Source organism: Phenylobacterium sp., from assembly GCF_030698145.1.
GTDB lineage: Bacteria > Pseudomonadota > Alphaproteobacteria > Caulobacterales > Caulobacteraceae > Phenylobacterium.
The window spans coordinates 1-23711 of the sequence record NZ_JAUYNW010000099.1; the positions used below are offsets into that span (position 1 = coordinate 1).

Sequence of the window (23711 nt, forward strand, 5' to 3'; positions counted from 1 at the left end):
ACTATCCCGACGACCCGGCGGCCTATACGGAGCAAGCCACGGTCGCCGACATGCCCGCGCTCCTCGACGCTGACGGCGCCAAGGACGCGATCATCGGCGGCCTCTCGCTCGGAGGCTATATGAGCCTGGCCACGAGGTCACCTCGCCATGTTGATGACCTGCATCTGGGTGAACTCCGCCAGGCCCGCCTCGCCGAGTTCCGATCCGATGCCCGAGGTCTTGGCTCCGCCGAAGGGAATGCCGGGATCGAGTTCCGCGTGCTTGTTGATCCAGACCGTGCCGCTCTCCATGCGGCCGGCCAGGTCATAGGCCAGGTCCAGATCGTTGGACCATATCGAGCCGCCCAGGCCGTAGAGCGAGGCGTTGGCGCGGGCCAGGGCATCCTCGCCGTCGCGGATCTTGATCACCGGCAGGACCGGGCCGAACTGCTCCTCGTCCACCAGCCGCGTGCCGTCGGTGATATCGCGCACGATGGTCGGGCGGATGAAGTAGCCCTTGCCCTCCATGGCGCCGCCGCCGGCGATGATCTTGCCGGTCTTGCGAGCGTCCTCGATGACGCCCAGGACCTTGTCGTACTGCATCTTGTTCTGCAGGGGGCCCATCTGGACGCCCTGCTGCAGGCCTTCCCCCACTACGGCCGCGTCGGCCAGCTTCGCGAGTTCGGCGCAGACGCGGTCGTAGATGCTCTCGTGCACATAGGCCCGCTTGACCGCGATGCAGACCTGGCCGGAGTTCTGGAAGGCGGCGCTGAAGATCTTGCCGGCCGTGGCCTCGGGATTGACGTCGCCCAGCACGATGGCCGCGTCGTTGCCGCCCAGTTCCAGGGTGATGCGCTTCAGCGCGTCGGCCGCCCCGGCCATCACCTTCTTGCCGGTCTCGGTGGAGCCGGTGAAGGAGATCTTGTTTATGTCCGGATGGGCGGTGAGCGCCCCGCCCAGGTCGTTGGCGTCGGCGATGACGTTGAGCACTCCGGCCGGCACACAATCCTTCACCAGTTCGGCGAAGCGCAGGGTGGAGAGCGGCGTGGTGGCCGCGGGCTTCAGCACCACGGTGTTGCCGGCCAGCAGGGCGGCCGGGACCTTGAAAGCCATCAGGATCATCGGGAAGTTCCAGGGCACGATGGCGCCGACCACGCCCAGGGCGCGACGGCGCACCTCCACCTTGCGGCCCGGACCGTCGTCCAGGACCTTGATCGGCAGGTCGAGGGTCGAGAAATAGCGGAAGAAGGCCGAGGCGCCGTAGACCTCCCCGGTAGCCGCCTCGATGGGCTTGCCCTGTTCCTGGGTCAGCAGGCGGGCGAGTTCCGGCGCATTGGCCTTGATGATGTCGGCCATGGCGACCAAGGTCGCGCGGCGTTCGGCGATGGGCGTGTCGCGCCAGGCTGGGAAGGCGGCCTTGGCCGCGGCCACGGCCTTGTCGAGCTGGGCCTTGGAAGCCCGGGCGCAGGTGGCGACCGGCTCTTCGGTGGCGGGGTTGATGACATCCATCGTGGCGTCGCCGTCTTCAAGACGACCGTCGATGAGCAGCTTGAACTGGGCCATGGCGCTTCCTTCCCTCTGGGGTTGGCGAAATCTCGCTCACCTGCCGCAGCGGCGGTCAAGACTGCGCGAGCGGAAGTCGAAAGCCCGGCGGGCCGTGATAACTAGGACGCCCTTGAACCGAGTCCGCCGCTCGCCCGGCGTGGAGGCCCCTCATGATCATCGCCGGATGGATTCTCGCCCTGCTGGGCCTGGCCCAGGTGGTGTTCGCCGGCACAATCGAGGTCTCGCAACTCACTGAGGGCAACCGGCTGATCGGCCTGGCGCCCAGCGTGGTGGCCAACGCCGACTTGGTGGGCCAGCGGGCGATGATCCACCAGGCCGGCTGCGCGACCTTCCTGGCCGGGGTGGTGTTCATCGGCGCGGCCTATCTGAAGCCGGCGCCTCCCGGACAACAGTCCAAGGCCTGGACCAGCATGGCGGCGATCGCGGCCCTGGTCCTGACCGTGGCGGCCCTGGGCGGCTTCGGCGCCTTCCTCTACGCCCTGCATGTCCAGAACGCCGACCAGCGGCTGGTCGACGAGATCAAGGCCCGCGAGGCCCGCAACCTCTCCACCGACGCCCTGATGAAGGAAGCCGAGAAGCGCCTGCAGAACGAGACCGAAGCCGCCGCGGCGTCGCGCTGACCATGACCGCACCACTCTTCTTCGACATCCAGGCGACGCACAATCCGCACCGCTGGTACCTGCCGCTGAGCCCAGGCGTCTGCGTGGGGCCGCCCGGAAACCTGTTCATGTTCGGCGGGGTGGGGTTGGGTTCGGCCATCGCCGCCTTGCAGCGGACCTGCGAGCGGCCGGTGATCTGGGCCACGGCGCAGTACCTCTCCTACGCTCGGCCGCCCAGCGTGGTGGACCTGGACGTCTGGGTCCCGGCGGCCGGCAAGTACAACAGCCAGGCCCGGGTGATCGGCCACGTCGGCGACAAGGAGATCTTCACGGTCAACGCCGCCCTGGGCGCGCGGCCGAGCGACCTGTCGCGCCAGTGGCTGACCATGCCCGACTGCGCCCCGCCGGAAGACTGCCCGCCCGCCGCCCACTGGCGCGGGGGCGGGGAGGACCTGCACAGCCGCATCGAGGTGCGGGTGGCCAAGGGCCGCTATGGCGGCACGGACGCCGGCGATGGCGAGGACGGCCGGCTGCTGTTGTGGATCCGGCCGCGGGAGGCGATCGCCATCGACGCCACCATGCTGGCGATCATGGCCGACTTCGTGCCGGGCGCGGTGGGCAACGCGCTCGGCCTCAACGCCGGCGGCAACAGCCTGGACAACACCATCCGCGTGCGCGCGATCGTTCCGACCGACTGGGTGCTGTGCGACACCCGCATCCTGGGGATCCACGGCGGCTTCGGTCACGGGGCCATGTACCTGTTCGCCCAGGACGGCGAGCTGATGGCCACGGCCAGCCAGTCGCTGATCGTCCGAGTGCATGGGGAACGGGGCTAGGCCAGCGCCTCCAGGGCGGCGAGAGTCCGCGAACCCCGACCATCGTCATGCCGGCGCCACCAAACACCCACCAGTCGTCCTCCATCTCGCTTGAGGTGGCGCAGACTGCATTGAGCGTGGCGGCGAGGTCGGGCGTCATGTCGATCATCGCGGGGTGGACTCCGGAGCGGTCGGTGGACCGGCGTCGCCGAACATCCGGACCGTGGCCTCGGCGAACAGATCCTCCCAGAGATCTTCACTATGGCCAGCGGTGCGCAGCTCCAACCAAAGGCGGCGGGCGCTAGGCGCCGCCAGGGCCGCCGCCGTGCGGGCGTTATTTCCAAAACCCTGCTCGAGCGTCCCACCGCCGAGGAAGACGTCGCCGAACCGCGCGCCGTGCAATCTCTGGATACCGGAAGCGCCGCCAGGCGAGAGCGAAATAACCTTCTCGAATACGTCCGGATGCCGTGCGCCCATTTGCAACGCCCACCCACCACCGTTCGAATAACCTGTCACGGCCCGCTGGCGCGGGACCGTCGCAGCGGCGAACTCGCGCTCGGCCAGGGGTACGACCTCTTCAAGCAGGAAGCGCTCATGAGCCGCAAACCGGGCGTCACCGCCTTCGAAGCCGATCAGGTACTCCTGGTGGCGAAACTGGATGCCTGGGCCAGCGTCACGGGCGGTCTCGGCAGGCGCTGGCCAAAGGCCAACCAGGATGACTTGAGGAAGTTTCCCGTCCTGGACCAGCGCATGAATGATTCCGGCCCGGCCGTGCACGCTGTCTCCGTCCGCCATGTAGATCACAGGGTATCGCCGGCCAGGTGGCGGGTTCGGTGGCGCGTAAATGGTCAGCTTTCGACGCTCGCCCATCGCGCGCGATGAGATCGTGAGGTCGCGTATCCAATCGGCTGGGATGCTTGTGCGGCTGGCGGGCTTCGCCGCCTGTGGCCCCCGCCAGCGCGTCATCGGCTGCCGCGTGGGAAACACGCCAATGGTGAGTTGCGCGTGGGGCAGGTCGGGAACCCGAATCGACATGGCCCATAGATCGACGCCTCCCTCGATCCGCTCCATCGGCGTCTGAACCGCGCAGCAGAGCAGCGCATAGTCGCCCGAACGACGCGCGACGGCGTTGAGGGTGTCGTTCTCGATCCACCAGGCGAGCGCCTCGCCCTTGAGGCGGTTTTCGGCTTCCTGGACCGGGAAGCGGCGACCAGTCCGACACACCTCGGTTGGCGTCTCTAGGCACGTCGGCGCTGCGTCGATCTTCGGAACGGACTGCTGGGCCAGAACCGGCAGGGCGCAGAGGGCGAGCCAGAGCCCAAGCAAGACAGCAGTTCTCGGCATCGGTACATCCTATGGTTGCTTCGATCACCATAGGAGGAGTTCGCGCGTACAGCCAAGCTCGCGACATGACAAAGGCCGGCGTCGCCGCCGGCCTTTGCTTGGTCGTTGGCTTTGTTGGGCCTAGCGCGCGGCCAGGGTCGTGCCAGCCTGGGCCTGGGCGGTGGCCAGTTGGCTGAGCGCGGTCTTGGTGGTGGCCTTCACGCAGCGGCCATAGGCGTCGAGCGCCAGGGTCTCGCTGCGGGTCTCGTAGAAACAGACCTTCTTGGCGGCCTTGGTGACGTCCGCCTCGATCTGGGCGGGCGACTTGCCGACCAGGTTGACCTTGACCGAGGCGGCCTGGGCGGGGGCGGAGATGGCCAGAACGGCCAGGGTCGAAAGAGCAAAGGTGCGGATCATAATCTGAAGTCCCGAAAGGGGGTTGAAGACCAACCACCTCCCGACGTTTCCCTTTGGACGGCAGCCAAATCTAACGGCGACCGCTACGCCCGACTCCTGGGTAATCCTTGCGCCGCATGGGGTTCAAGTGAATATTGTGCATCGCAACGATATCTTATTGCGATGCAATATCGATGGGCGTCGGGCTCGGTTTGAAGGCGCCCGGCATGGGCATTGCGACGGAGGGCCGTGAAGGCGCCGGAATGAAACACTTGCGTTCCAGCAGGCTTCACCTTTGACTAATCTTCGTTAATCGCCGAGGCCCCATGCTGTTTTCCGTTCTTGCCGCCGCCGCCGCGCTTTCGGCTTCCGCCGCCGCCCAACCCGCCTCGGCCGTCGCGCCGGCGCCGATGGTCGAGGCCGTCGCCACCGCCGTGCTGCTGGACTGCCAGGTTTCGGAAACCGGCCTGACCGACTGCAAGGCGCTGGACGCCGAGGGCGCCAAGGCCGAGGCGGCCGTCAAGTTGGCCGCGCAGATCGAGGTCCCGGAGAGCTTCGCGCTCGCCAATCCGGGTCGGATCGTCATCAAGATGACGGTCAACCCCTAAGCTACACTTGACCTCGCGCCTCGGCTCGACGCTTTAGCGAGCGTCACCAGAGGCACGGAGCGTAGGCATGATTGAGCGTCGAATCGGTCCCTTCGAGGTCTCGGCCATCGGTCTGGGCTGCATGAGCCTGTCCCACGCCTATGGTCCGCCGCCGCCGCGCGAACAGGCCGAGCAAGTGCTGAAGGGCGCGCTGGACGCCGGCTACACCTTCTTCGACACCGCCGCGGTCTATGGGATCGGCCACAACGAGACCCTGGTCGGCGAGGTGCTGGGCTCCCGCCGCAAGGACTTCGTCCTGGCCTCCAAGTGCGGCCTGACCAATGGCGACCAGCGCGAACTGAACGGCCGCCCGGAAATCCTGAAGGCCACCTGCGAAGGCAGCCTGAAGCGACTCCAGACCGACATCATCGACATCTATTACCTGCATCGTTGGGACAAGCGCGTGCCCATCGAGGAGAGCGTCGGCGCGCTGTCGGAGTTGGTCGCCGAGGGCAAGATCAAGACCATCGGCTTGTCCGAGGTCTCGGCCGAGACCCTGCGCCGCGCCCACGCCGTCCACCCGATCACCGCGCTGCAGACCGAGTACTCGCCCTGGACCCGCAACCCTGAGATCGCGGTGCTGGACGCCTGTCGCGAGTTGGGCGTCGCCTTCGTAGCCTTCAGCCCGGTCGGCCGCGGCTTCCTGGCCGGCGGGGTCCTCGATCCGAGCGTCCTGGCCGAGGGCGACTTCCGAAAGGACATGCCGCGGTTCCAGGGCGAGGCTTTCGCCGCAAATTTGAATCTTTACAAGGCGTTCGCCGCCATTGCGGATGAGGCGGGCTGCACGCCGGCCCAGCTCTGCCTAGCCTGGCTGATGCAGAAGGATCCGATTATCGTCCCGATCCCCGGCACCACCTCGCCTGCCCACATGGCCGAAAACGCCAAGGCCGCCGAAGTGACGTTGTCGTCTGAGACCATGGCCAAGATCGAGGCGCTGGTGAATGAGAAGACCGTCACCGGCCCCCGTTATGCGCAGGCCATGCAGGCCTCGATCGACACCGAGGGCTAGGCGGCTCCCAGCGTTTGCGAGGCGGTCTTGAGAGCCGCCCTGGCCAGGTGCAGGGCGCGATCGGCGACCACGTCGGCCGGAAGGTCGTGCAGGCCGCGCGGGCGGGGCAGGCTGACGTGCACCGTAATCCCGTCATCAGTCAGTACCGAGACGCCGACCACGGTCGGGCTGACGGTCACGGACGGCGGAAGCGAAAGGTCCAGCATGTCTGCGTCTCCTTTTCCCCAACGAGGGGGATTAGGGGCCGCACGCTCAGGATGTCCAGGCACGCTTTTATGACTTGAACGGTAGGAACCATTTAACGTTCAGGCCTCGGCCCCGAACAATTCCTCGTGCTTGGCGCGGATGGCGGGCCAGGCGGCGGCGGCCTCCGGCACGTCGAGGCCGAAGTCCTGCTTCAGGACGGCGACGAACTCCTCGGCGGAGTTGAGCAGCGTCGTCTCTTTCCCATCGGGCCGGATGCGGCGATGGGCGCGGCCCAACAAGGCGACGATCCCGTCCGGCGTGTGGCGGAAGGCGAGCGCGGTCTGGACGAAGATCGACTCCGGCGAGGTGGAGAGCCAACGGCAGGTGGCGCCCAGTTCGTCAGGCGAGGCGGGCGCGAGGGTGAAGTCGAAATAGGGCGCGCCGCCGTTGGCGTGGTTGTGGAACCGAAGCCATTTCCCGTCGAGGTCCTCGAGCCGGAAGCTGTAGCCGGCGCAGTCGAGGTCGCCGAAGCTCATCGGGAAGGGTTCGAGAATGCCATCTCCGAAGCCGACATCGGCGATATAGGGCCGGTCCAACTCGACGCGCAGGACCAGGTGGTTGCCCAGTGGGCGGTCGCCGCGCTCTCCGCGGGAGACCGAGCCGGCCATCCGCGTGACCGAGAAGCCGATCTCCTGCAGCACCGCGCCCAGCAGGCCGTTCATCTCGTAGCACCAGCCGCCGCGCCGCCGGGTGACCAGCTTGTCGAAGGCGGCCCCGGTGTCGAGGGTCATCGGCCGGCCGAGCTGGACGTCAAGGTTCTCGTAGGGGATCGACCGCAGATGACCGCGGTGGAGGGCGGTCAGGGTCGCCAGGTCCGCCCTGGCGGGGCCCGAGAAGCCGACGCGGTCGAGATAGGCCTGTACGTCCACGTCGTGCATCCCCGAAGTTACCCGACCAAGCTAGGTACGCCGCCGCCCCGATGCCAGCCGATTGAAGAGTCCGTCAGATCCTCCCCCCAGCGCGTAGCGCAGTTAGGGGGAGGTGGCGCGTCGCCTACTTCGGCGACGTGATGGAGGGGGTTGCAGCCCGCAAGCAAGAGTCAAAGTCCCCCTGAGTCAGCTTCGCTGACAGCTCCCCCAGGAGGGGAGCATCTGATGTCCGACGCCCTATTCCCCCGGCGGCTTCGCCCCGCCGGTGATCATCTCGACGATCTCGGGGCGGATGTTCTCGGAGCCCTTCTCCATCATGTGCTGGACGATGCGGGCGCCGACGGCGGCCTGCATCTGGCCGGTGAACTCGGCCTTGTTGGACTTCACCCAGTCCATGGAGGCCTGGCGGTTGACGTTCAGGTCCTGGAAGCGGGGCGCCACGTAGCGGGCGAACAGCTCGTAGGACTTCTTTGTCGCGGTCCAGTCGGCCCAGTTGTGGGCCATGAACAGGAAGGCGCCGAAGCCTTTGCTCTCGTCGAGAAGCTGCTGGATCTTGGCCGCGGCGTCGTCCGGCGTGCCGATCACCGCCATACCGGAATTGATCAGGGCCTCGACAGGGTTGTCGGCGTCCGCCGGCACGATCGGCAGGTTGGCGATCTCGCGGAAGTAGTAGATCCACTTCTCCAGCCCGAAGCGGACGTCGGCCATGGCCTGTTCGCGGGTCTCGGCGATGTGCATGGGACCGACCAGGCGCCAGGCGCGGCGGTCCATGGTCTGGCCGTGCTCCTTGGCCTGCTCCTCGGCCACGGCCCAGTTGGAGGCCAGGGCGTTAAAGCCGCCGGTGGAGGTCGCACCCAGGGACAATAGGCCCGCGCCGTGCTTGCCCGCCGCCCGTGCGCCGGTCGGCGAGACCTGGCTGGCCACCGCGATCTCGACGCTGGGCCGCGAATAGGGGGTCATCTGCAGGCGCGCGTTGGAAAGTTCGAACCAGTCGGACTTGTGGGTGACCGTCTCGCCGCGCAGCAGGGGGACCAGCACTTCCAAGGCCTCGTCCATGCGGTCGCGCTGTTTGGAGGGCGGAATTCCCATCATAAAGGCGTCGGAGACCAGGGCGCCGGGACCGACCCCGAACATCACCCGGCCGCGGGTCATGTGGTCCAGCTGGTTGATTCGGTCGGCCAGCATCAGCGGGTGATGATAGGGCAGGGACGAGACTCCGGTGCCCAGGCGGATGTGCTTGGTGCGCTCGGCCGCGGCGGCGATGAACACCTCGGGCGAGGCGATCAGCTCGTAGGCGGCGGAATGGTGCTCGCCGATCCAGGCTTCGTCATAGCCGAGCTGGTCCATCCACTGGACGAGCTCGAGATCGCGCTGGATGGCCAGCGTCGGATTCTCCTCGATCGGATGGAACGGCGCGATGAAGGCGCCGAAGCGCAGCTTGTCTCCGAGCATGTGAGCCCTCCCTGGGGGTGTTTTGGTCGACCCTAACGCCGATTACGCGGCGGATGCCTAGGGGAAAGCTTCAGGTCGCGGCTTCCTGGGCCGCTTCGAGGAAACGGAGTACCGAAAGCTCGAACGCGCGGGCCGAGGCGCCGGGTTTGAGCGGCAGGACGCCGCGTTCGTAGGACTCCAGCACCAGGGGATGGATGTAGGACCCCCGGCAGACCGCGGCGGTATTGCCCAACAGGGTCGCCACCGCCTTCACCGTGCGGGTGACGTTGCGCCTGGCCTCGGCGGCGGGCGGTTGGACGACGAGGCCCCGGGCAGCCGAGAGCGTGCCGGCCCAGGTGCGAAAGTCCTTGGCCGAGAAGTCCTCGCCCAGGGCCTGGCGGATGTAGGCGTTGACGTCGGCGGACTCCACGGCGCGGCGCTTGCCGTCGTCGTCGATGTACTGGAACAGCCGCTGGCCCGGAACGTCCTGGCAGGCCTTGACCACCCGGGCGAGACGCTGGTCCTGGAAACCGGTGACATGGCTCTTCCCGCTCTTTCCGCGGAATTCGAACACCGCGCCGCCATTGGTGATCTTGGCGTGGCGGTCGCGCAGGGTAGCGGGCTGGGGCAGATCCAGACGTCGGTCCAGGCCGGCGGGATGACCAGGGCGGCGAAACGCGCCAGGGTCTTTGGGTCCTTGATCGGCCGGCCCTCGGGATCGAGATAGGCGAGGCCGCGTGCGGTCGAGACGCGGGCGCCGCCTGGATCGCCGTCGTTCACATAGGTCAGTCCGTCCAGGGACGGCGCATCGGCGGCGCCGCGAGGCATCGCGCGCCTTTGGGATTTCCGCGAGCCATGGCAGGAAGCGCCCCTCGCCGGCGCTCAACGTGAGCGGTGGGGCAGGGTTCCGAGCACCGATGAACTATCGCCACGCCTTCCACGCCGGGAATTTCGCCGACCTGGTGAAGCACGCGGCCCTGCTGGATCTGCTGGCCCACATGCCGCGGCCGCTGAGCGTGATCGACACCCATGCGGGGCGAGGCCTCTACGACCTTTCCGGCGCCGAGGCGCAGCGCTCCGGCGAGGCGCAAGCGGGGATCGGACAGCTCATGCAGGCGGGCGACCTGCCTGCCGCGCTCCAGCCGCTGCGCACGGCGGTCGGCCAGTTGAACGGCGGCGGCGCGACACGGCTCTATCCGGGTTCGCCGTTGCTGATCGCCGGCGCCCTGCGCAAGGGCGACACTTACCTAGCCTGCGAACTTCGCCCCGAGGAGCATGCAGCGCTTACCCAGGCGCTCACACCCTGGCCAGCGGCTCGGACCGTTTGCGCCGACGGCTATGGGGAGGCCGCGGCCAAGCTACCGCGCGAGGGCGAGGCCCTGGTGCTGATCGATCCGCCGTTCGAGAAGTCCGACGACTATCGCCGCTGCGTCGAGGCCCTGACCGCCATCGCCGCCAAGAATCCGCGGGCGGTGGTGATGATCTGGCTGCCGCTCAAGGACCTGGAGACCTTCGACAGCTTCGTGCGCGACGCCGAGGACGCCAATGTGGGGCCGCTGTTGATCGCCGAGGCCCGGATGCGGCCGCTGACCGATCCGATGAAGATGAACGGCTGCGCCCTGGTTCTGGCGCGCGCGCCGGCCGGGATGGCGCAGACCCTGCAATCGATCTGCGATTGGACAGTCGGCGCCCTGGGGCAGGGCGGATCGGCGCGAATCTGGACCGCCACCTAAGTGTCATTTTGCAGTTGCGAAGAGATCGACTAGGATTTGTTGCGCTGCAACAACCTTAGCCGTTTGGAGGCGTTCATGGTCCTGTCGCAAACCCTTCCCGAGTCCCCCGCCGAACCGAAGTTCGACCCCAAGAGCGCCATCTATGTGCCGCTGGGAGCGGCTTCGCCGTTTTGGTTCCTCTACGCCGGCGCGGCCTCGGCCGGCGTCGCCTACTGGTGGTTCAGTCGCTGGCGCGGGGCGACGAACATCGAGGCCCTGTTCGCCCAGGCGCCGGCCACGGCGACGATCGAGCTGCCCGAAGCCATCGAGGCAGCCGCATCGCCGGCGGAGCCCGAGGCGGAGATTCCGGAACCCGTCGCGACGGCCGAGCCCGAGGCGGCCTTCGTCGCCGTCGCCGAACTCCTGACCGAACCCGAGCCGGTGGTCGAAGCCGCGCCCGCCATCGAACTCGAACCGATCATTGAACCCGAGCCGATGGTCGAAGCCGCGTCCGAGCCCGCCGTGGCGACCAAGGCGAAGACTGCGCGCGCCATGCGTCCCATCGTCGACGATCCCGCCTGAGCTTGGCGCGCGGGCGCTCGGCGCGCTAAGGCTCTATCCGCACCTTTGGAGGGTGGGAGGAGCGGTGGCCAAGCGGGCGTTCGACATCCTGGCGGCCCTCGCGGGGCTGATCGTGCTCTCGCCGGTGCTCGCCGTCGTGGCGATCGCCGTGCGCATGGAGAGTCCGGGCGCGGCGTTGCACTGGTCGCGGCGGGTGGGGCGCGATAACGCGCTGTTCGCGATGCCGAAGTTCCGCACCATGCGGGTCGGCGCGCCCGACGTGGCGACGCACCTGCTGCCCGAAGCGGATCACTGGATCACGCCGTTGGGCGCGTTCCTGCGCCGCTCCAGCCTGGACGAACTACCCCAGCTCTGGAGCGTGCTGCGGGGCGACATGAGCCTGGTCGGTCCTCGGCCGGCGCTGTTCAACCAGGATGACCTGGTGGCCCTGCGCACCGCCGCCGGGGTGGATGCGCTGCGTCCGGGCCTGACGGGCTGGGCGCAGATCAACGGCCGCGACGCCCTGCCCATCGCCGACAAGGCGCGGCTGGACGCCGACTACTTGGCCCGGCGCAGCTTCCTGCTCGATCTCAAGATCATCGCCCTGACCGGCCTGGCCGCGGTCACCGGCCACGGCGTGCGGCACTGAGACTGTAACCGAACCGGTCGCTCGCGCGTTTGGGGGAGTCTCCGGAGCCGATGATTGACCGACGACCCGCAAACCCCACCCCCGCCCAGGATGTCCAGGCGCCGCAAGGCGCTCGTCTGGACGGGCGGAATCCTGGGCGTGCTGCTGGTCGCCACGGCCCTATTCCTGATCCTGTTCGACTGGAACTACCTCCGTGGGCCGATCTCGCGGTTCGCCTCGATGCGCACCGGGCGCGAGGTGGCGATCGAGGGCGACCTGAACGTCAAGCTATGGTCGCTGACCCCCAGCGCCACCGTGGGCCGTATCCGCATCGGCAACCCCAAGTGGGCCGGGGCCGGGCAGATGGCGCGGATCGAGCGGCTGCATGTGCAGATCCAGGCGCTGGACCTGCTTAGGGGCCGGGTCGTGCTGCTCAAGCTGGAGCTCGCCAGGCCGAACCTGGTGCTGTTGCGCGATCGGCAGGGGCGGACGACCTGGGACTTTTCCAACGGCCGGAAGAAGGACGAGCCGCTTCGGCTGCCGCCGGTGCGCCGCTTCGTGATCGAGGACGGCCGGCTGAAGTTCACCGACGCCAAGAGGAAGATCGTCCTCGACGCCACGCTCGACGCGAGCGAGACCCGGAGCGCGGCCAATCGCGGCTTCGTCATGGCGGGCAAGGGCTCCATCAACGCCGCGCCCTTCCTGTTGAACGTCACCGGCGGCCCGCTGCTGAACGTCGATCCCGACAAGCCCTATCCGTTCGACGCCGATATCCGCGCCGGGGCCACCCGGGTGCTGGCCAAGGGCGCGATCCCCAAGCCCTTCGACCTGGGCCAGTTCGCCATGAACGTCACGGCCAACGGTCCTGACCTCGCCGACCTCTACGACCTGACGGGCGTGACCCTGCCCAACACGCCGCCCTATCGGCTGAGCGGGCGGATGGCGCGCGACGGGACGGTCTGGAAAATCGCCCGCATCGGCGGCCGAGTGGGCGACACCGACCTGGCCGGAGAACTCTCCGTCGACACCGGGCGCGACCGGCCGTTCATGAAGGCCGACCTGCGTTCGAAACTGCTTGATTTCGACGATCTGGCCACCGTGTTCGGCGGCGCGCCGGCCGTGGGCAAGGGCGAGACGGCCTCGCCCGAGCAGGCGGCGGTCGCCCGGCAGATGCAGGCCCAGCACCGGCTGCTGCCCGACGCGACCCTGAAGGTCGACCGCATCCGGGCCATGGACGCCGATGTGAGATACGCCGCGATCAGCGTGCGCGACGCCATGTTGCCGCTGCGTTCCGCCTCGGTCCATGTGAAGCTGGACGCGGGCCTGCTGACCGCCGATCCGGTCAGCTTCGACCTGCCTCAGGGCCGGATCGGCGGCGCGATGCGGCTGAATGCGCGCAACGACACGCCCGTCACCAGCGTCGACCTGCGCCTGTCCAATGCGCGGCTGGAACAGCTTGTCCCGATCAAGGCCGGCGGTACGCCGCTGACCGGGTCGTTCGTGGGCAGGATCAAGCTGACCGGCGCCGGCGCCTCGGTCCACCGCGCGGCGGCTAACGCCGACGGCGAGGTCCTGGCGGTGATCCCGCGCGGGGAGATCCGCGAGGCCTTCGCCGAGCTGCTGGGGATCAATGTCGCCAAGGGCCTGGGGCTGCTGCTGGCCAAGGACCAGGGCAAGACCGCCGTGCGCTGCGCCGTCGCCCATTTCCAGGTCAAGAACGGGGTGATGACCGCCAACCGCATCGTCTTCGACACCGGACCCGTGCTGGGGACCGGGCGGGGAACGATCGACCTAGAGACCGAGCGGATGGATTTCCGCATCGAGGGCCACCCCAAGGAGGCGCGCCTGATCCGCCTCACCGCGCCGATCACCATCAGGGGGCCGATCACCGGCCCCAAGGTGGGGGTGGAGACCAACCGCATCATCGCCCAGGGCGGATTCGCCGCATTGCTGGCGACCGCGGCGGCTCCGCTGGCGGCTATCCTGCCTTTCGTCGACCTGGGCCTGGCCAAGGACGCGGCCTGCGGCGCCCTGATCTCCGACGCCGGCCGCGAGGGCGTTCCCGTAAAGAGCGCCGCCAAGCGCTAGCTTTGATTGACGGGCCTGACGGGCTCGTCTCAAACTCCGCTCGACCACAACCCAGCGGAGACGTTCATGTCAGGCAAGACCAGCGCAGTCAGTATCGCCCTCGTCTTGGCCTTGACCGCGGGCGGCGCGATCGCGGCGACCTCCGTCGAGAAGGCGATCACCCTGCGCCAGGCCAGCTACAAGGAGATGGGCAAGTCGTTCAAGGCGGTGAACGACGAGCTGAAGAAGGACGCGCCGGACACCAAGCTGATCGCCGCCGAAGCCAAGAAGGTCCACGGCTTCTCCCTATCGATCCCCAAATGGTTCCCGAAGGGCTCAGGTCCCGACACGGGGATCAAGATGCGCGCCAAGGCCGATATCTGGGCCGAACCCGTCAAGTTCGCCGAGGCCACCAAGGCGCTGCAGGCCGAGAGCAAAAAGCTACGCGCCGTGGCGGGCGAGGGCGATGTCGAGGCCATCAAGCTTCAGTTCAAGGCGACCGGCGCCGCCTGCGGCGGCTGCCACAAGCCGTTCCGCGCCGACGAGAAATGAGCGAGCCGACGCCACCACGCGCGCCCGGCGTAGCGCTTTGGGACCTGCCCACGCGGGTCTTCCACTGGTCGTTGATGGTCCTCATCCTGGTCGCCTGGTTCTCGGCCGAGGAGAACATGCTGATCCACCGCTGGTCCGGCTATGGGGTTCTGGGCCTGCTGGTCTTCCGGCTCTGGTGGGGCGTGGCCGGTGGCTCGACCGCGCGGTTCGCGAGTTTCCTCAAAGGCCCGAAGACGACGCTGGCCTATCTGAGGACCGCGGGCGAGCGCACGCCCAGCCATGTCGAGGGCCACAACCCGGTCGGCGCTTGGAGCGTCGTGGCGATGATCGCGGTGATGCTGGCGATGACGGTGCTCGGTCTGTTCGCCAGCGACATCGACGGGCTGGAGTCCGGGCCGCTGTCGCATCTGGCGGACTTCGATACGAGCCGGCTCTGCGCGGAACTGCATGAACTGCTGTTCCGCGTCCTGCAGGGGCTGGTCGTCCTGCACCTGCTGGCGGTGGCCTATTACTGGGCCTGGAAGCGGCAGAACCTGATTGGCGCGATGATCACCGGCAAGAGCGCCTTCGCCACGCAGGCGCTGCGCCCGGCCAGGCTTTGGAGCCTGGCGGTCGGGCTGGTGCTCGCGGTCGGCGTCGCCTGGCTCGTGGCAAAGGGGTTGCGGTTCTAGCCCCCGTTTGCGTGGTCGCGCAGGCAGCCCAGCCAGGCTTCCTCGCGGGCCTTCTCGGCGTCACGCAGCTTGGTCTCGGCCTCGCGGACCCCTTCGTCGTGCTTGCGCCATTCCAGCACGGCGCCCTCGCGGGCGGCGCGGGCGGCTTCCATGGTCGGGAACCGGGCGAGGACGGCGCGGACGCTGTAATTGACCGGCGGACCCACGGTCTCGCGATCGGGATAGAAGCCGGTAATGGAATCGGCGGTTTCGCTCTCGATGTGGAAGACGTCGGCCCAGCCCGCATGGTGGCGCATCAAGGCCCAGGGCCGTTCAATCCGGTCGCTCATCGATTGCTCCTAGAATCCATGGGCGCAAACTAGCGCGGTCGCCGCCCGTCTCCAACGCCGCACACGCCACAATTCGACGGCCGATGTCTAGCCGCCAGGCGTGCGGAAGGCCACGACCTCGCCCTCCTGGTCGCGGCCGACCCCCACGCGCGGGCAGGCGTCGCGCAGGGCGCAGAGGCCGCAGGCAGGGTCGAAATGGGTGCAGATCGACTGTCCGTGCGCCTTGAGCAGCCAGTGCAGTTCGAAGAACCGCTCGGCGTCCCAGTCGGTGGGAGTCTGTTCCATCAGGGTTTGGTAGGCCTGCTTCTGGTCGCCGCCGCGCGCGGCGAGGCCGAGGCGCTCACCGACCCGGTGGACGTGGGTGTCCACGGTCAGGACGGGACGGGCCAGGGTGCTGAAGTTCAGGCTGGCCGCCGCCGCCTTCACGCCCACGCCAGGCAGGCGGGTCAGCCATTCCATGGCCTCGTCCAGCGGCTCGTCCTTCAGGAAATCCAGGTCCAGCTCGCCCCGTTTGAGGATGATCACCCGGATCAGGATCGGCAGGCGCCGCGCCTTGTCGGCGGCATGGGTGACGGGATCGATCACCGGCTCGATCTGGGCCGGATCGGCGAGCGTCAGGGTGGCCCAGTTCGGAAAGGCCGCGCGCAGGCGGATGAAGGCGGCCCAGGCGACCTCGTCATAGGTGCGCGAGCCGACCACGGCCTTGATGAGCTGGGAGACCGGATCCATCCGGTGCTCGGTCCTCTGCGGTCCGAAGACGGCGCGGAGCCGGTCGCGGACGGCCGCCAGATCGGAGGGGAGGGCGAGTCGGATTTGCATAACCCGCAGAAGAACAAATACGGAACATTTGTCAACGACCTGGCTTGACCGTACCAATGGCGCCGGGCGGAAACGGGAAGGGCGATCATGAAGCCGGCGTCTGTGTCGGACTACCGCGAGCTGGCGCGGCGGCGGCTGCCGAAGATGTTCTTCGAGTATATCGACGGCGGCAGCTACGCTGAGGTGACGCTGGGCCGAAACACCGCCGATCTCGAGGCCATCGCCCTGCGCCAGCGGGTCATGCGCGACATGAGCACGCTGGACATGAGCGTCGAGGTGTTCGGCCAGACCATGAGCTTTCCGGTGGGCCTGTCGCCGGTGGGCATGGCGGGCATGTACGCCCGCCGCGGCGAAGTCCAGGCGGCCAAGGCCGCGGCCTCGGCCGGCGTGCCGTTCTGCCTCTCGACGGTGGGGGTCTGTTCGGTGGAGGAGGTCGCCGCGGCCGGAATGCCGCCCTGGTTCCAGCTCTATATGCTGAAGGACCGCGGCTACATGGCCGAGCTGCTGGCGCGGGCCAAGGCGGCCGGGTGCCCGGTTCTGGTGTTCACGGTCGACCTGCCGCTGCCGGGCTCGCGCTATCGCGACATTCGCTCGGGGTTCACCGGGTCGAGCGGCCTGTCGGGGGCGCTCAACACCGCCTGGCAGGGGGTGACCCATCCGGAATGGCTGTGGGATGTGTGGCTGCGCGGCCGGCCGCACACCCTGGGCTGCGTGCAGAGCGCGGTGACGGAGGGGCGCAAGGTCACCGACTTCCTGAGCTGGATCTCCAGGAACTTCGACCGGACGGTGACCTGGGCCGACATCGAGTGGGTGCGCAAGACCTGGGACGGTCCCATCGTTATCAAGGGGATCCTGGACCCGGAAGACGCCCGCGAGGCCGTGAAGGCCGGCGCGCAGGGGCTGGTGGTCTCCAACCATGGCGGGCGGCAACTGGACGGGGTGCGCTCGTCGATCTCCGCCCTGCCGGCGGTGGTCGACGCGGTCGGTGGCGAGCTGGAGATCTTCATGGACGGCGGCGTGCGGTCGGGGCTGGACGTCCTGAAGGCCCTGGCGCTCGGGGCCCGCGCCTGTTTCGTCGGCCGGCCCTGGGCATATGCGCTCGGCGCGGGCGGCCAGCCGATGGTCGAGAAGATGCTGGGAACCCTGCGCAGCGAGCTTGCGACGGCGATGATCCTGACCGGGTGCAATGTGGCGCGAAACGCCGACAAAACGCTACTAGACGTCGCACCTTAGAAAATCTTTTCAATTCCGCAGGTTCTGACCCATCGACAAGGGTTGATCTTGCCGTGTAGATGCGCGCCGAATTGGCGTGCGGAACGGTCGTGTTTGGCCGCGTCCGCGCACGCCTGCGAGCTTACGAGTGAGGGATGCCGATGGGAGCTCCGGAACGTCAAGGTCTGTACGACCCACGCAACGAACACGATGCGTGCGGTGTGGGGTTTGTGGCCAATATCAAGGGCCGCAAATCGCATGAGGTCGTGGCCTGCGGGCTGGAGATCCTGGTCAATCTGGACCATCGAGGCGCCGTGGGCGCCGATCCGCTGGTGGGCGACGGCGCGGGGATTCTGATTCAGATCCCGGACGGTCTGCTGCGCGACTGGGCCGGCAAGGAGGGCGTCGATCTGCCCGCGCCGGGCGACTACGCCGTGGCCATGTGCTTTCTGCCGCAGGACGACGGCGCGCGCGAGGTGGCCGTCCACCAGTTCGAGCACTTCCTGAAGGTGGAAGGCCAGACCTTCATCGCCTGGCGCGAAGTGCCCATCAGCACTGAAGGCCTGGGCGCGGCGGTGCTGGCGCAGATGCCGGTGATCCGCCAGGCCATCGTCGGCCGCGGCCCCAACACCAAGGACCAGGACGCCTTCGAGCGGAAGTTGCTGACCGTCCGCAAGCAGCTCCAGAACCCGCTGGCCGAGATGGCCACGCGGATGAACCTGCCGGGCCTGACCCAGCTCTACCTGCCATCCTTTTCGACCCGGACGGTGGTCTATAAGGGCCTGCTGCTGGCCGGCCAGGTGGGGACCTTCTACGAGGACCTGGCCAACCCGATCACGGAATCGGCGCTCGCCCTGGTCCACCAGCGGTTCTCGACCAACACCTTCCCATCCTGGAAGCTCGCCCACCCCTACCGGCTGATCGCCCACAACGGCGAGATCAACACGGTCCGCGGCAACGTGAACTGGATGAACGCCCGCCGGCGCACGCTGGAGAGCGACCTGCTGGGGCCCGACCTCAACAAGATGTGGCCGCTGATCCCGCACGGACAGTCGGACACCGCCTGCCTGGACAACGCGCTCGAGTTGCTGCTGGCCGGCGGCTACCCGCTGGCCCACGCGGTGATGATGCTGATCCCGGAGGCCTGGGCCGGCAATCCGCTGATGAACGCCGAACGCAAGGCGTTTTACGAGTACCACGCCGCCCTGATGGAGCCGTGGGACGGCCCCGCCGCCGTGGCCTTCACGGACGGCCGCCAGATCGGCGCGACCCTGGACCGCAATGGCCTGCGCCCCGCGCGCTTCGTCGTCACCGACCAGGACCATGTGATCATGGCCTCGGAGATCGGCGTCCTGACCGTTCCCGAGGAGCGGATCGTCCGGAAGTGGCGGCTGCAGCCCGGCAAGATGCTGCTCATCGACATGGAGGAAGGCCGGATCATCGAGGACGAGGAGATCAAGGCGACCCTCTCCCAGGCCGAGCCCTACGCCGAGTGGCTCGCCCAGACCCAGTTCAAGCTGGAAGAATTGCCCGAGATCGCCTTCAACGAGGCGCTCTCCAACGACCCTGCGCAGCTTCTCGATCGCCAGCAGGCCTTCGGCTACACTCAGGAGGACGTCCAGTTCTTCCTCGAGCCGATGGCCCAGACGGGGGACGACCCGATCGGCTCCATGGGCGCCGACACGCCCATCGCCGTGCTCTCCAAGCGCCCCAAGCTGCTCTACGAGTATTTCAAGCAGAACTTCGCCCAGGTCACCAACCCGCCCATCGACCCGATCCGCGAGGAGCTGGTCATGAGCCTGGTCTCAATGATCGGACCCAGGCCGAACCTGCTGGGCCGCCACGCCGGCACCCACAAGCGCCTGGAGGTCTCCCAGCCGATCCTCACCAATGAGGACCTGTCGAAGATCCGTTCGATCAACGAGCTGGTGGACGGCTCCTTCCGCACAGCGACCATTGATGCGACCTGGGCGGCCGATGAGGGCGCGCCGGGCCTGGAACGGGCGCTGGACCGCGTCTGCCGCGAGGCCACCGACAACGTCCTGGCCGACAAGAACATCCTGATCCTATCGGATCGCGAGGTCTCGTCCGACCGCATCCCGATCCCGGCGGCGCTCGCCACCGCGGCCGTGCACCACCACCTGATCCGCCAGGGCCTGCGCATGCAGACCGGCCTGGTCATCGAGACCGGCGAAGCGCGCGAAGTGCACCATTTCTGCGTCCTGGCGGGCTATGGCGCCGAAGCCGTGAACCCCTACCTGGCCTTCGAGACCCTGGAGCAGATCCGCGTCTCGACCGGCTCGGCGCTCAGCGCCTACGAGGTTCGCAAGAACTACATCAAGGCGGTCGGCAAGGGCGTGCTGAAGGTGATGTCCAAGATGGGCATCTCCACCTACCAGTCCTATTGCGGCGCGCAGATCTTCGACGGCGTCGGCCTGTCGAGCGAACTGATCGAGCAGTACTTCACCGGCACCGCCACCACCATCGAGGGCGTCGGCCTGCGCGAGATCGCCGAGGAGACGGTTCGCCGTCACCGCGACGCCTATGGCGACAACCCGATCTACGCCTCCATGCTGGATGTCGGCGGGACCTACGCCTTCCGTTTGCGCGGCGAGGAGCACGCCTGGACGCCGGAGACGGTGAGCAAGCTGCAACACGCGGTGCGGGGCAATTTGCCGGATGAATACAAGGCCTTCGCGGCAGGAATTAATGAGCAGTCCGAACGCCTGCTGACCATCCGCGGCCTGATGCGCTTCAAGACCGGCACGCCGATCGCTCTCGATGCGGTCGAGCCCGCCGCCGAGATCGTCAAGCGCTTCGCCACCGGGGCCATGAGCTTCGGCTCGATCAGCCGCGAGGCCCACACCACGCTCGCCATGGCCATGAACCGCATCGGCGGCCGGTCGAACACCGGCGAGGGCGGGGAGGAGGCGGACCGCTTCGTGCCGCTGCCCAATGGCGACTCCATGCGCTCGGCCATCAAGCAGGTGGCTTCGGGCCGGTTCGGCGTCACCGCCGAGTACCTGGTCAACGCCGACGACATCCAGATCAAGATGGCCCAAGGCGCCAAGCCCGGGGAGGGCGGCCAGCTGCCCGGCCACAAGGTCGACAAGAACATCGCCCGGGTCCGGCACTCGACGCCGGGCGTGGGCCTGATCAGCCCGCCGCCGCACCACGACATCTATTCGATCGAGGACCTGGCCCAGCTCATTCACGACCTGAAGAACGTGAATTCCAAGGCCCGTATCTCCGTGAAGCTGGTCTCGGAAGTCGGCGTGGGAACGGTCGCCGCGGGCGTGGCCAAGGCGCGCGCGGACCACATCACCATCTCCGGCTTCGAGGGCGGCACCGGCGCCTCGCCCCTGACTTCGCTCACCCATGCGGGCTCGCCCTGGGAGATCGGGCTGGCCGAGACCCAGCAGACCCTGCTGCTGAACGGACTGCGCACACGGGTGGCGGTTCAGGCCGACGGCGGCCTGCGCACCGGCCGCGATGTGGCGGTCGCCGCCCTGCTGGGCGCCGACGAGTTCGGCTTCGCCACGGCTCCGCTGATCGCGGCGGGCTGCATCATGATGAGGAAGTGCCACCTCAACACCTGCCCGGTGGGGGTGGCCACCCAGGACCCTGTGCTGCGCGCGCGCTTCACCGGCCAGCCCGAGCACGTGATCAACTACTTCTTCTTCGTCGCCGGAGAGCTGCGCGAGATCATGGCCGAGCTCGGCTTCGCCACGGTCAACGAGATGATCGGCCGCGTCGACCGCCTGGAGATGCGCCACGCGGTCGAGCACTGGAAGGCCGGCGGCGTCGACCTCTCCAAGCTGCTCTACGCCATTCCCTCGGAGAGCCCGTTGGGCCTCTGGAACATGGACCGCCAGGACCATGGGCTGGAGAAGGCGCTCGACAACACCCTGATCGCCGACGCCAAGGTGGCGCTGGAGGAGGGCAAGCCCGTCCTCGGCGAATATTCGATCAAGAACATCAACCGCACCGTCGGCGCCATGCTGTCGGGTGAGGTGGCGCGCCGCTACGGCCATGCCGGCCTGCCGGACGACACCATCGCCCTGAAGTTCCGCGGCCAGGCCGGCCAGAGCTTCGGCGCTTTCGCCGCGCGTGGGATCAGCTTGGAACTGACCGGCGACGGCAACGACTATGTGGGCAAGGGCCTGTCCGGCGGCCGCGTCGTCGTGCGCCAGCCGCCCGAGGCCAATCGCGACCCGACGGAGAACATCATCGTCGGCAATACGGTGCTCTACGGCGCCATCGCCGGAGAGGCCTATTTCGAGGGCGTGGCCGGCGAACGCTTCGCGGTGCGCAACTCCGGCGCGGTGGCGGTCGTGGAAGGCCTGGGCGACCACGGCTGCGAATACATGACCGGCGGCGTGGTGGTGGTGCTGGGCGACACGGGGCGGAACTTCGCCGCTGGGATGTCGGGCGGCGTAGCCTACGTTTATGATCCGAAGAAGCGCTTCGACGCCCTGTGCAACAAGGCGATGGTCGACCTGGACTGCGTAACTGTGACCAGCGTCGGCCACGACAACATGCCCAGCCAGAAGGCCGTGTCGGTCGACAACAACGGCATGGGCGACATGCTGTCCTTCGACGCCGAGCGGCTGCGCATCCTGATCGAGCGCCACCACCTCCATACGGGGTCGCGGCGGGCCCGCGAGATCCTGGAGACCTGGGAGACCTCGCTGGGCGCCTTCGTCAAGGTCATGCCCAAGGACTATCGCCGCGCCCTGGTCGACATGGCCGCCGAACGCCAGGCGGCCGCGGCCGTCGCGGCCGAATAGCTTTCAAAGTCGGGGAGTTAAGAGCATGGGCAAGCCCACCGGCTTTCTTGAGATCGACCGTCAGGATCGCGTCTATGACGCGCCGTCCGACCGCCTGAAGACCTGGAAGGAATTCACCCAGCCGCTGGCGGTCCCGGCCGTCGCCGGCCAGGCCGCGCGGTGCATGGATTGCGGGATTCCATTCTGTCACACCGGCTGTCCGGTCAACAACCAGATCCCCGACTTCAACAATCTGGTCTATCGCGACCAGTGGAAGGCGGCGCTGGAGAACCTGCAGTCCACCAACAACTTCCCGGAGTTCACCGGCCGGGTCTGCCCCGCGCCGTGCGAGGCCGCCTGCACGCTGAACATCGTCGACAGCCCGGTGACCATCAAGACGATCGAATGCCAGATCGTCGATCGCGGCTGGGACGAAGGCTGGATCAAGCCGCAGGGTTCGCCCCGTGGCACGGGCAAGCGCGTCGCGGTGGTGGGTTCGGGTCCCGCGGGCCTAGCCTGCGCGCAGCAACTGGCCCGCGCCGGACATGCGCCCACCGTGTTCGAGAAGAGCGACCGCATCGGCGGCCTGCTGCGCTACGGCATCCCGGACTTCAAGATGGAGAAGCATCTGATCGACCGCCGGGTCGTGCAGATGGAACAGGAAGGCGTGATCTTCCGCACCAATTTCGAGGTCGGCGTCACCGTCTCGGTGCAGCGCCTGCTGGATGACTACGACGTGCTGGTGATGGCCGGCGGGGCGGAGAACCCGCGCGACCTGGAGATCCCGGGTCGCGAGCTCCAGGGCGTCCACTACGCCATGGACTTCCTCACCCAGCAGAACAAGCGCAACGCCGGTGACGACGAACTGCGCGCCGCGCCCACCGGGGCGATCTCGGCCACCGGCAAGCATGTGATCGTGATCGGCGGCGGCGACACCGGCAGCGACTGCATCGGCACCTCGAACCGCCATGGGGCGGCCTCGGTTACCCAGCTCGAGATCATGCCGCAGCCGCCGGCGCGCGAGAACAAGTTCATGACCTGGCCGGACTGGCCGCTGAAGCTGCGCACCTCGTCGAGCCAGGAAGAGGGCTGCGAGCGCGACTTCGCGGTCACCACCCGCCAGGTGCTGGGCTCCAACGGCAAGGTCGAGGCCATCGAGTGCGCGCGCATCGAGTGGGTGGCGGGCGAGGGCGGCCGTCTGACGCCGCAAGAGGTTCCCGAAAGCGCCTTCAAGCTGCAGGCCGACCTGGTCCTGCTGGCCATGGGCTTCGTCGGCCCGCGCCACAACGAATTCGTCGAGCAGGCAGGCGTCGAGCTGGATCCGCGCGGCAACGTCAAGGCGCCGGTGAGCGACTACAAGACCTCGAGCCCCAACATCTTCGCGTGCGGCGACATGCGGCGCGGGCAGTCGCTGGTGGTCTGGGCGATCCGCGAGGGCCGTCAATGCGCCCAGGCGGTCGACGCCTATCTGATGGGCGTCAGCAAGCTGCCGAGATAGCCGCCGACCATCGG

Annotated in this window: 22 protein-coding genes and 1 pseudogene; 13 read left to right on the plus strand and 10 right to left on the minus strand. The window is 67.9% G+C overall.

Annotation, left to right across the window (positions count from 1 at the left end; genetic code table 11):
- Positions 1-137: 137 nt before the first annotated feature.
- The gene (locus tag Q8Q77_RS15735; RefSeq protein ID WP_305584583.1) at positions 138-1541 is read right to left on the minus strand and encodes an aldehyde dehydrogenase family protein; all 1404 of its coding nucleotides are present in this window, start codon (positions 1539-1541) and stop codon (positions 138-140) included.
- Between the two features lie 152 nt (positions 1542-1693).
- On the opposite strand from Q8Q77_RS15735, the gene Q8Q77_RS15740 reads away from it, so the two are divergent.
- The gene (locus Q8Q77_RS15740) at positions 1694-2164 is read left to right on the plus strand and encodes a hypothetical protein (RefSeq protein ID WP_305584584.1); all 471 of its coding nucleotides are present in this window, start codon (positions 1694-1696) and stop codon (positions 2162-2164) included.
- A gap of 2 nt (positions 2165-2166) precedes the next feature.
- Positions 2167-2979: an acyl-CoA thioesterase II gene (locus Q8Q77_RS15745; protein WP_305584585.1), complete on the plus strand. Its 813-nt coding sequence runs from the start codon at positions 2167-2169 to the stop codon at positions 2977-2979.
- A gap of 144 nt (positions 2980-3123) precedes the next feature.
- Here the strand turns inward: Q8Q77_RS15745 and Q8Q77_RS15750 are convergent, their stop codons facing one another.
- A complete protein-coding gene (locus Q8Q77_RS15750) occupies positions 3124-4284 on the minus strand; it encodes an esterase family protein (protein ID WP_305584586.1) in 1161 nt (386 codons plus the stop codon).
- A gap of 138 nt (positions 4285-4422) precedes the next feature.
- Positions 4423-4698 (minus strand): hypothetical protein, encoded by a 276-nt coding sequence (locus Q8Q77_RS15755; RefSeq protein ID WP_305584587.1) that lies wholly within the window; start codon positions 4696-4698, stop codon positions 4423-4425.
- Positions 4699-5003: 305 nt separating this feature from the next.
- On the opposite strand from Q8Q77_RS15755, the gene Q8Q77_RS15760 reads away from it, so the two are divergent.
- Together Q8Q77_RS15760 and Q8Q77_RS15765 are read left to right on the plus strand one after the other, a co-directional pair.
- The gene (locus tag Q8Q77_RS15760; protein ID WP_305584589.1) at positions 5004-5285 is read left to right on the plus strand and encodes a hypothetical protein; all 282 of its coding nucleotides are present in this window, start codon (positions 5004-5006) and stop codon (positions 5283-5285) included.
- A gap of 67 nt (positions 5286-5352) precedes the next feature.
- Entirely contained in the window at positions 5353-6333 is a 981-nt protein-coding gene (locus tag Q8Q77_RS15765) for an aldo/keto reductase (RefSeq protein WP_305584590.1), read from the plus strand.
- Here Q8Q77_RS15765 and Q8Q77_RS15770 read toward each other — a convergent pair.
- From Q8Q77_RS15770 to Q8Q77_RS20755, 5 genes and pseudogenes are all read right to left on the minus strand, one after another.
- Complete coding sequence (locus Q8Q77_RS15770) at positions 6330-6539, minus strand: hypothetical protein (RefSeq protein ID WP_305584591.1); 210 nt, start codon at positions 6537-6539, stop codon at positions 6330-6332. The two genes, Q8Q77_RS15765 and Q8Q77_RS15770, sit on opposite strands and share 4 nt — an antisense overlap.
- Positions 6540-6638: 99 nt before the next feature.
- Positions 6639-7457, minus strand: a complete 819-nt coding sequence (locus Q8Q77_RS15775) for an arylamine N-acetyltransferase (protein WP_305584592.1) — start codon at positions 7455-7457, stop codon at positions 6639-6641.
- A 228-nt stretch (positions 7458-7685) separates the two neighbouring features.
- A complete protein-coding gene (locus Q8Q77_RS15780) occupies positions 7686-8900 on the minus strand; it encodes an LLM class flavin-dependent oxidoreductase (RefSeq protein WP_305584593.1) in 1215 nt (404 codons plus the stop codon).
- Between the two features lie 70 nt (positions 8901-8970).
- Positions 8971-9453, minus strand: coding sequence for a hypothetical protein (locus Q8Q77_RS15785; RefSeq protein WP_371130464.1), 483 nt, complete (start codon positions 9451-9453; stop codon positions 8971-8973).
- 95 nt (positions 9454-9548) lie between these two features.
- Positions 9549-9707: pseudogene (locus Q8Q77_RS20755) on the minus strand (DNA topoisomerase IB); the annotation flags it as partial.
- Positions 9708-9796: 89 nt separating this feature from the next.
- On the opposite strand from Q8Q77_RS20755, the gene rlmJ reads away from it, so the two are divergent.
- The 6 genes from rlmJ (at position 9797) to Q8Q77_RS15815 (ending at position 15070) form a co-directional block, all read left to right on the plus strand.
- The gene (gene rlmJ / locus Q8Q77_RS15790; protein WP_305584594.1) at positions 9797-10612 is read left to right on the plus strand and encodes a 23S rRNA (adenine(2030)-N(6))-methyltransferase RlmJ; all 816 of its coding nucleotides are present in this window, start codon (positions 9797-9799) and stop codon (positions 10610-10612) included.
- Positions 10613-10687: 75 nt separating this feature from the next.
- Positions 10688-11173: a hypothetical protein gene (locus tag Q8Q77_RS15795; protein ID WP_305584595.1), complete on the plus strand. Its 486-nt coding sequence runs from the start codon at positions 10688-10690 to the stop codon at positions 11171-11173.
- A 64-nt stretch (positions 11174-11237) separates the two neighbouring features.
- Entirely contained in the window at positions 11238-11801 is a 564-nt protein-coding gene (locus tag Q8Q77_RS15800; RefSeq protein WP_305584596.1) for a sugar transferase, read from the plus strand.
- 54 nt (positions 11802-11855) lie between these two features.
- Positions 11856-13868 (plus strand): AsmA family protein, encoded by a 2013-nt coding sequence (locus Q8Q77_RS15805; protein ID WP_305584597.1) that lies wholly within the window; start codon positions 11856-11858, stop codon positions 13866-13868.
- Between the two features lie 66 nt (positions 13869-13934).
- Positions 13935-14399: a cytochrome c gene (locus Q8Q77_RS15810; RefSeq protein ID WP_305584598.1), complete on the plus strand. Its 465-nt coding sequence runs from the start codon at positions 13935-13937 to the stop codon at positions 14397-14399.
- Entirely contained in the window at positions 14396-15070 is a 675-nt protein-coding gene (locus tag Q8Q77_RS15815) for a cytochrome b/b6 domain-containing protein (RefSeq protein WP_305584599.1), read from the plus strand. Before Q8Q77_RS15810 ends, Q8Q77_RS15815 begins: the two co-directional genes overlap by 4 nt.
- Here the strand turns inward: Q8Q77_RS15815 and Q8Q77_RS15820 are convergent.
- A complete protein-coding gene (locus Q8Q77_RS15820) occupies positions 15067-15399 on the minus strand; it encodes a hypothetical protein (protein ID WP_305584600.1) in 333 nt (110 codons plus the stop codon). The genes Q8Q77_RS15815 and Q8Q77_RS15820 overlap by 4 nt on opposite strands.
- A gap of 87 nt (positions 15400-15486) precedes the next feature.
- On the minus strand, positions 15487-16128 hold the full coding sequence (gene nth / locus Q8Q77_RS15825) for an endonuclease III (protein ID WP_305584601.1): 642 nt from the start codon (positions 16126-16128) through the stop codon (positions 15487-15489).
- Between the two features lie 177 nt (positions 16129-16305).
- Between nth and Q8Q77_RS15830 the strand changes: the two genes are divergently transcribed.
- The 3 genes from Q8Q77_RS15830 to Q8Q77_RS15840 all read left to right on the plus strand — a co-directional run bounded on the left by Q8Q77_RS15830 (position 16306) and on the right by Q8Q77_RS15840 (position 23697).
- Entirely contained in the window at positions 16306-17451 is a 1146-nt protein-coding gene (locus tag Q8Q77_RS15830; protein WP_305584602.1) for an L-lactate dehydrogenase, read from the plus strand.
- Positions 17452-17591: 140 nt separating this feature from the next.
- Positions 17592-22220 carry a glutamate synthase large subunit gene (gltB, locus tag Q8Q77_RS15835; protein ID WP_305584615.1) on the plus strand — a complete coding sequence of 1543 codons (4629 nt, stop codon included), beginning with the start codon at positions 17592-17594 and terminating at the stop codon, positions 22218-22220.
- 25 nt (positions 22221-22245) lie between these two features.
- Positions 22246-23697 (plus strand): glutamate synthase subunit beta, encoded by a 1452-nt coding sequence (locus Q8Q77_RS15840; protein WP_305584603.1) that lies wholly within the window; start codon positions 22246-22248, stop codon positions 23695-23697.
- Positions 23698-23711: the final 14 nt, after the last annotated feature.

Bases quoted from the DNA above. Each gene is read 5' to 3' on its own strand.
- Q8Q77_RS15735 (WP_305584583.1), bottom strand. From the start codon at position 1,541: ATGGCCCAGTTCAAGCTGCTCATCGACGGTCGTCTTGAAGACGGCGAC.
- Q8Q77_RS15740 (WP_305584584.1), top strand. From the start codon at position 1,694: ATGATCATCGCCGGATGGATTCTCGCCCTGCTGGGCCTGGCCCAGGTG.
- Q8Q77_RS15745 (WP_305584585.1), top strand. From the start codon at position 2,167: ATGACCGCACCACTCTTCTTCGACATCCAGGCGACGCACAATCCGCAC.
- Q8Q77_RS15755 (WP_305584587.1), bottom strand. From the start codon at position 4,698: ATGATCCGCACCTTTGCTCTTTCGACCCTGGCCGTTCTGGCCATCTCC.
- Q8Q77_RS15760 (WP_305584589.1), top strand. From the start codon at position 5,004: ATGCTGTTTTCCGTTCTTGCCGCCGCCGCCGCGCTTTCGGCTTCCGCC.
- Q8Q77_RS15765 (WP_305584590.1), top strand. From the start codon at position 5,353: ATGATTGAGCGTCGAATCGGTCCCTTCGAGGTCTCGGCCATCGGTCTG.
- Q8Q77_RS15770 (WP_305584591.1), bottom strand. From the start codon at position 6,539: ATGCTGGACCTTTCGCTTCCGCCGTCCGTGACCGTCAGCCCGACCGTG.
- Q8Q77_RS15775 (WP_305584592.1), bottom strand. From the start codon at position 7,457: ATGCACGACGTGGACGTACAGGCCTATCTCGACCGCGTCGGCTTCTCG.
- Q8Q77_RS15780 (WP_305584593.1), bottom strand. From the start codon at position 8,900: ATGCTCGGAGACAAGCTGCGCTTCGGCGCCTTCATCGCGCCGTTCCAT.
- rlmJ (WP_305584594.1), top strand. From the start codon at position 9,797: ATGAACTATCGCCACGCCTTCCACGCCGGGAATTTCGCCGACCTGGTG.
- Q8Q77_RS15795 (WP_305584595.1), top strand. From the start codon at position 10,688: ATGGTCCTGTCGCAAACCCTTCCCGAGTCCCCCGCCGAACCGAAGTTC.
- Q8Q77_RS15810 (WP_305584598.1), top strand. From the start codon at position 13,935: ATGTCAGGCAAGACCAGCGCAGTCAGTATCGCCCTCGTCTTGGCCTTG.
- Q8Q77_RS15815 (WP_305584599.1), top strand. From the start codon at position 14,396: ATGAGCGAGCCGACGCCACCACGCGCGCCCGGCGTAGCGCTTTGGGAC.
- Q8Q77_RS15820 (WP_305584600.1), bottom strand. From the start codon at position 15,399: ATGAGCGACCGGATTGAACGGCCCTGGGCCTTGATGCGCCACCATGCG.
- nth (WP_305584601.1), bottom strand. From the start codon at position 16,128: ATGGATCCGGTCTCCCAGCTCATCAAGGCCGTGGTCGGCTCGCGCACC.
- Q8Q77_RS15830 (WP_305584602.1), top strand. From the start codon at position 16,306: ATGAAGCCGGCGTCTGTGTCGGACTACCGCGAGCTGGCGCGGCGGCGG.
- gltB (WP_305584615.1), top strand. From the start codon at position 17,592: ATGGGAGCTCCGGAACGTCAAGGTCTGTACGACCCACGCAACGAACAC.
- Q8Q77_RS15840 (WP_305584603.1), top strand. From the start codon at position 22,246: ATGGGCAAGCCCACCGGCTTTCTTGAGATCGACCGTCAGGATCGCGTC.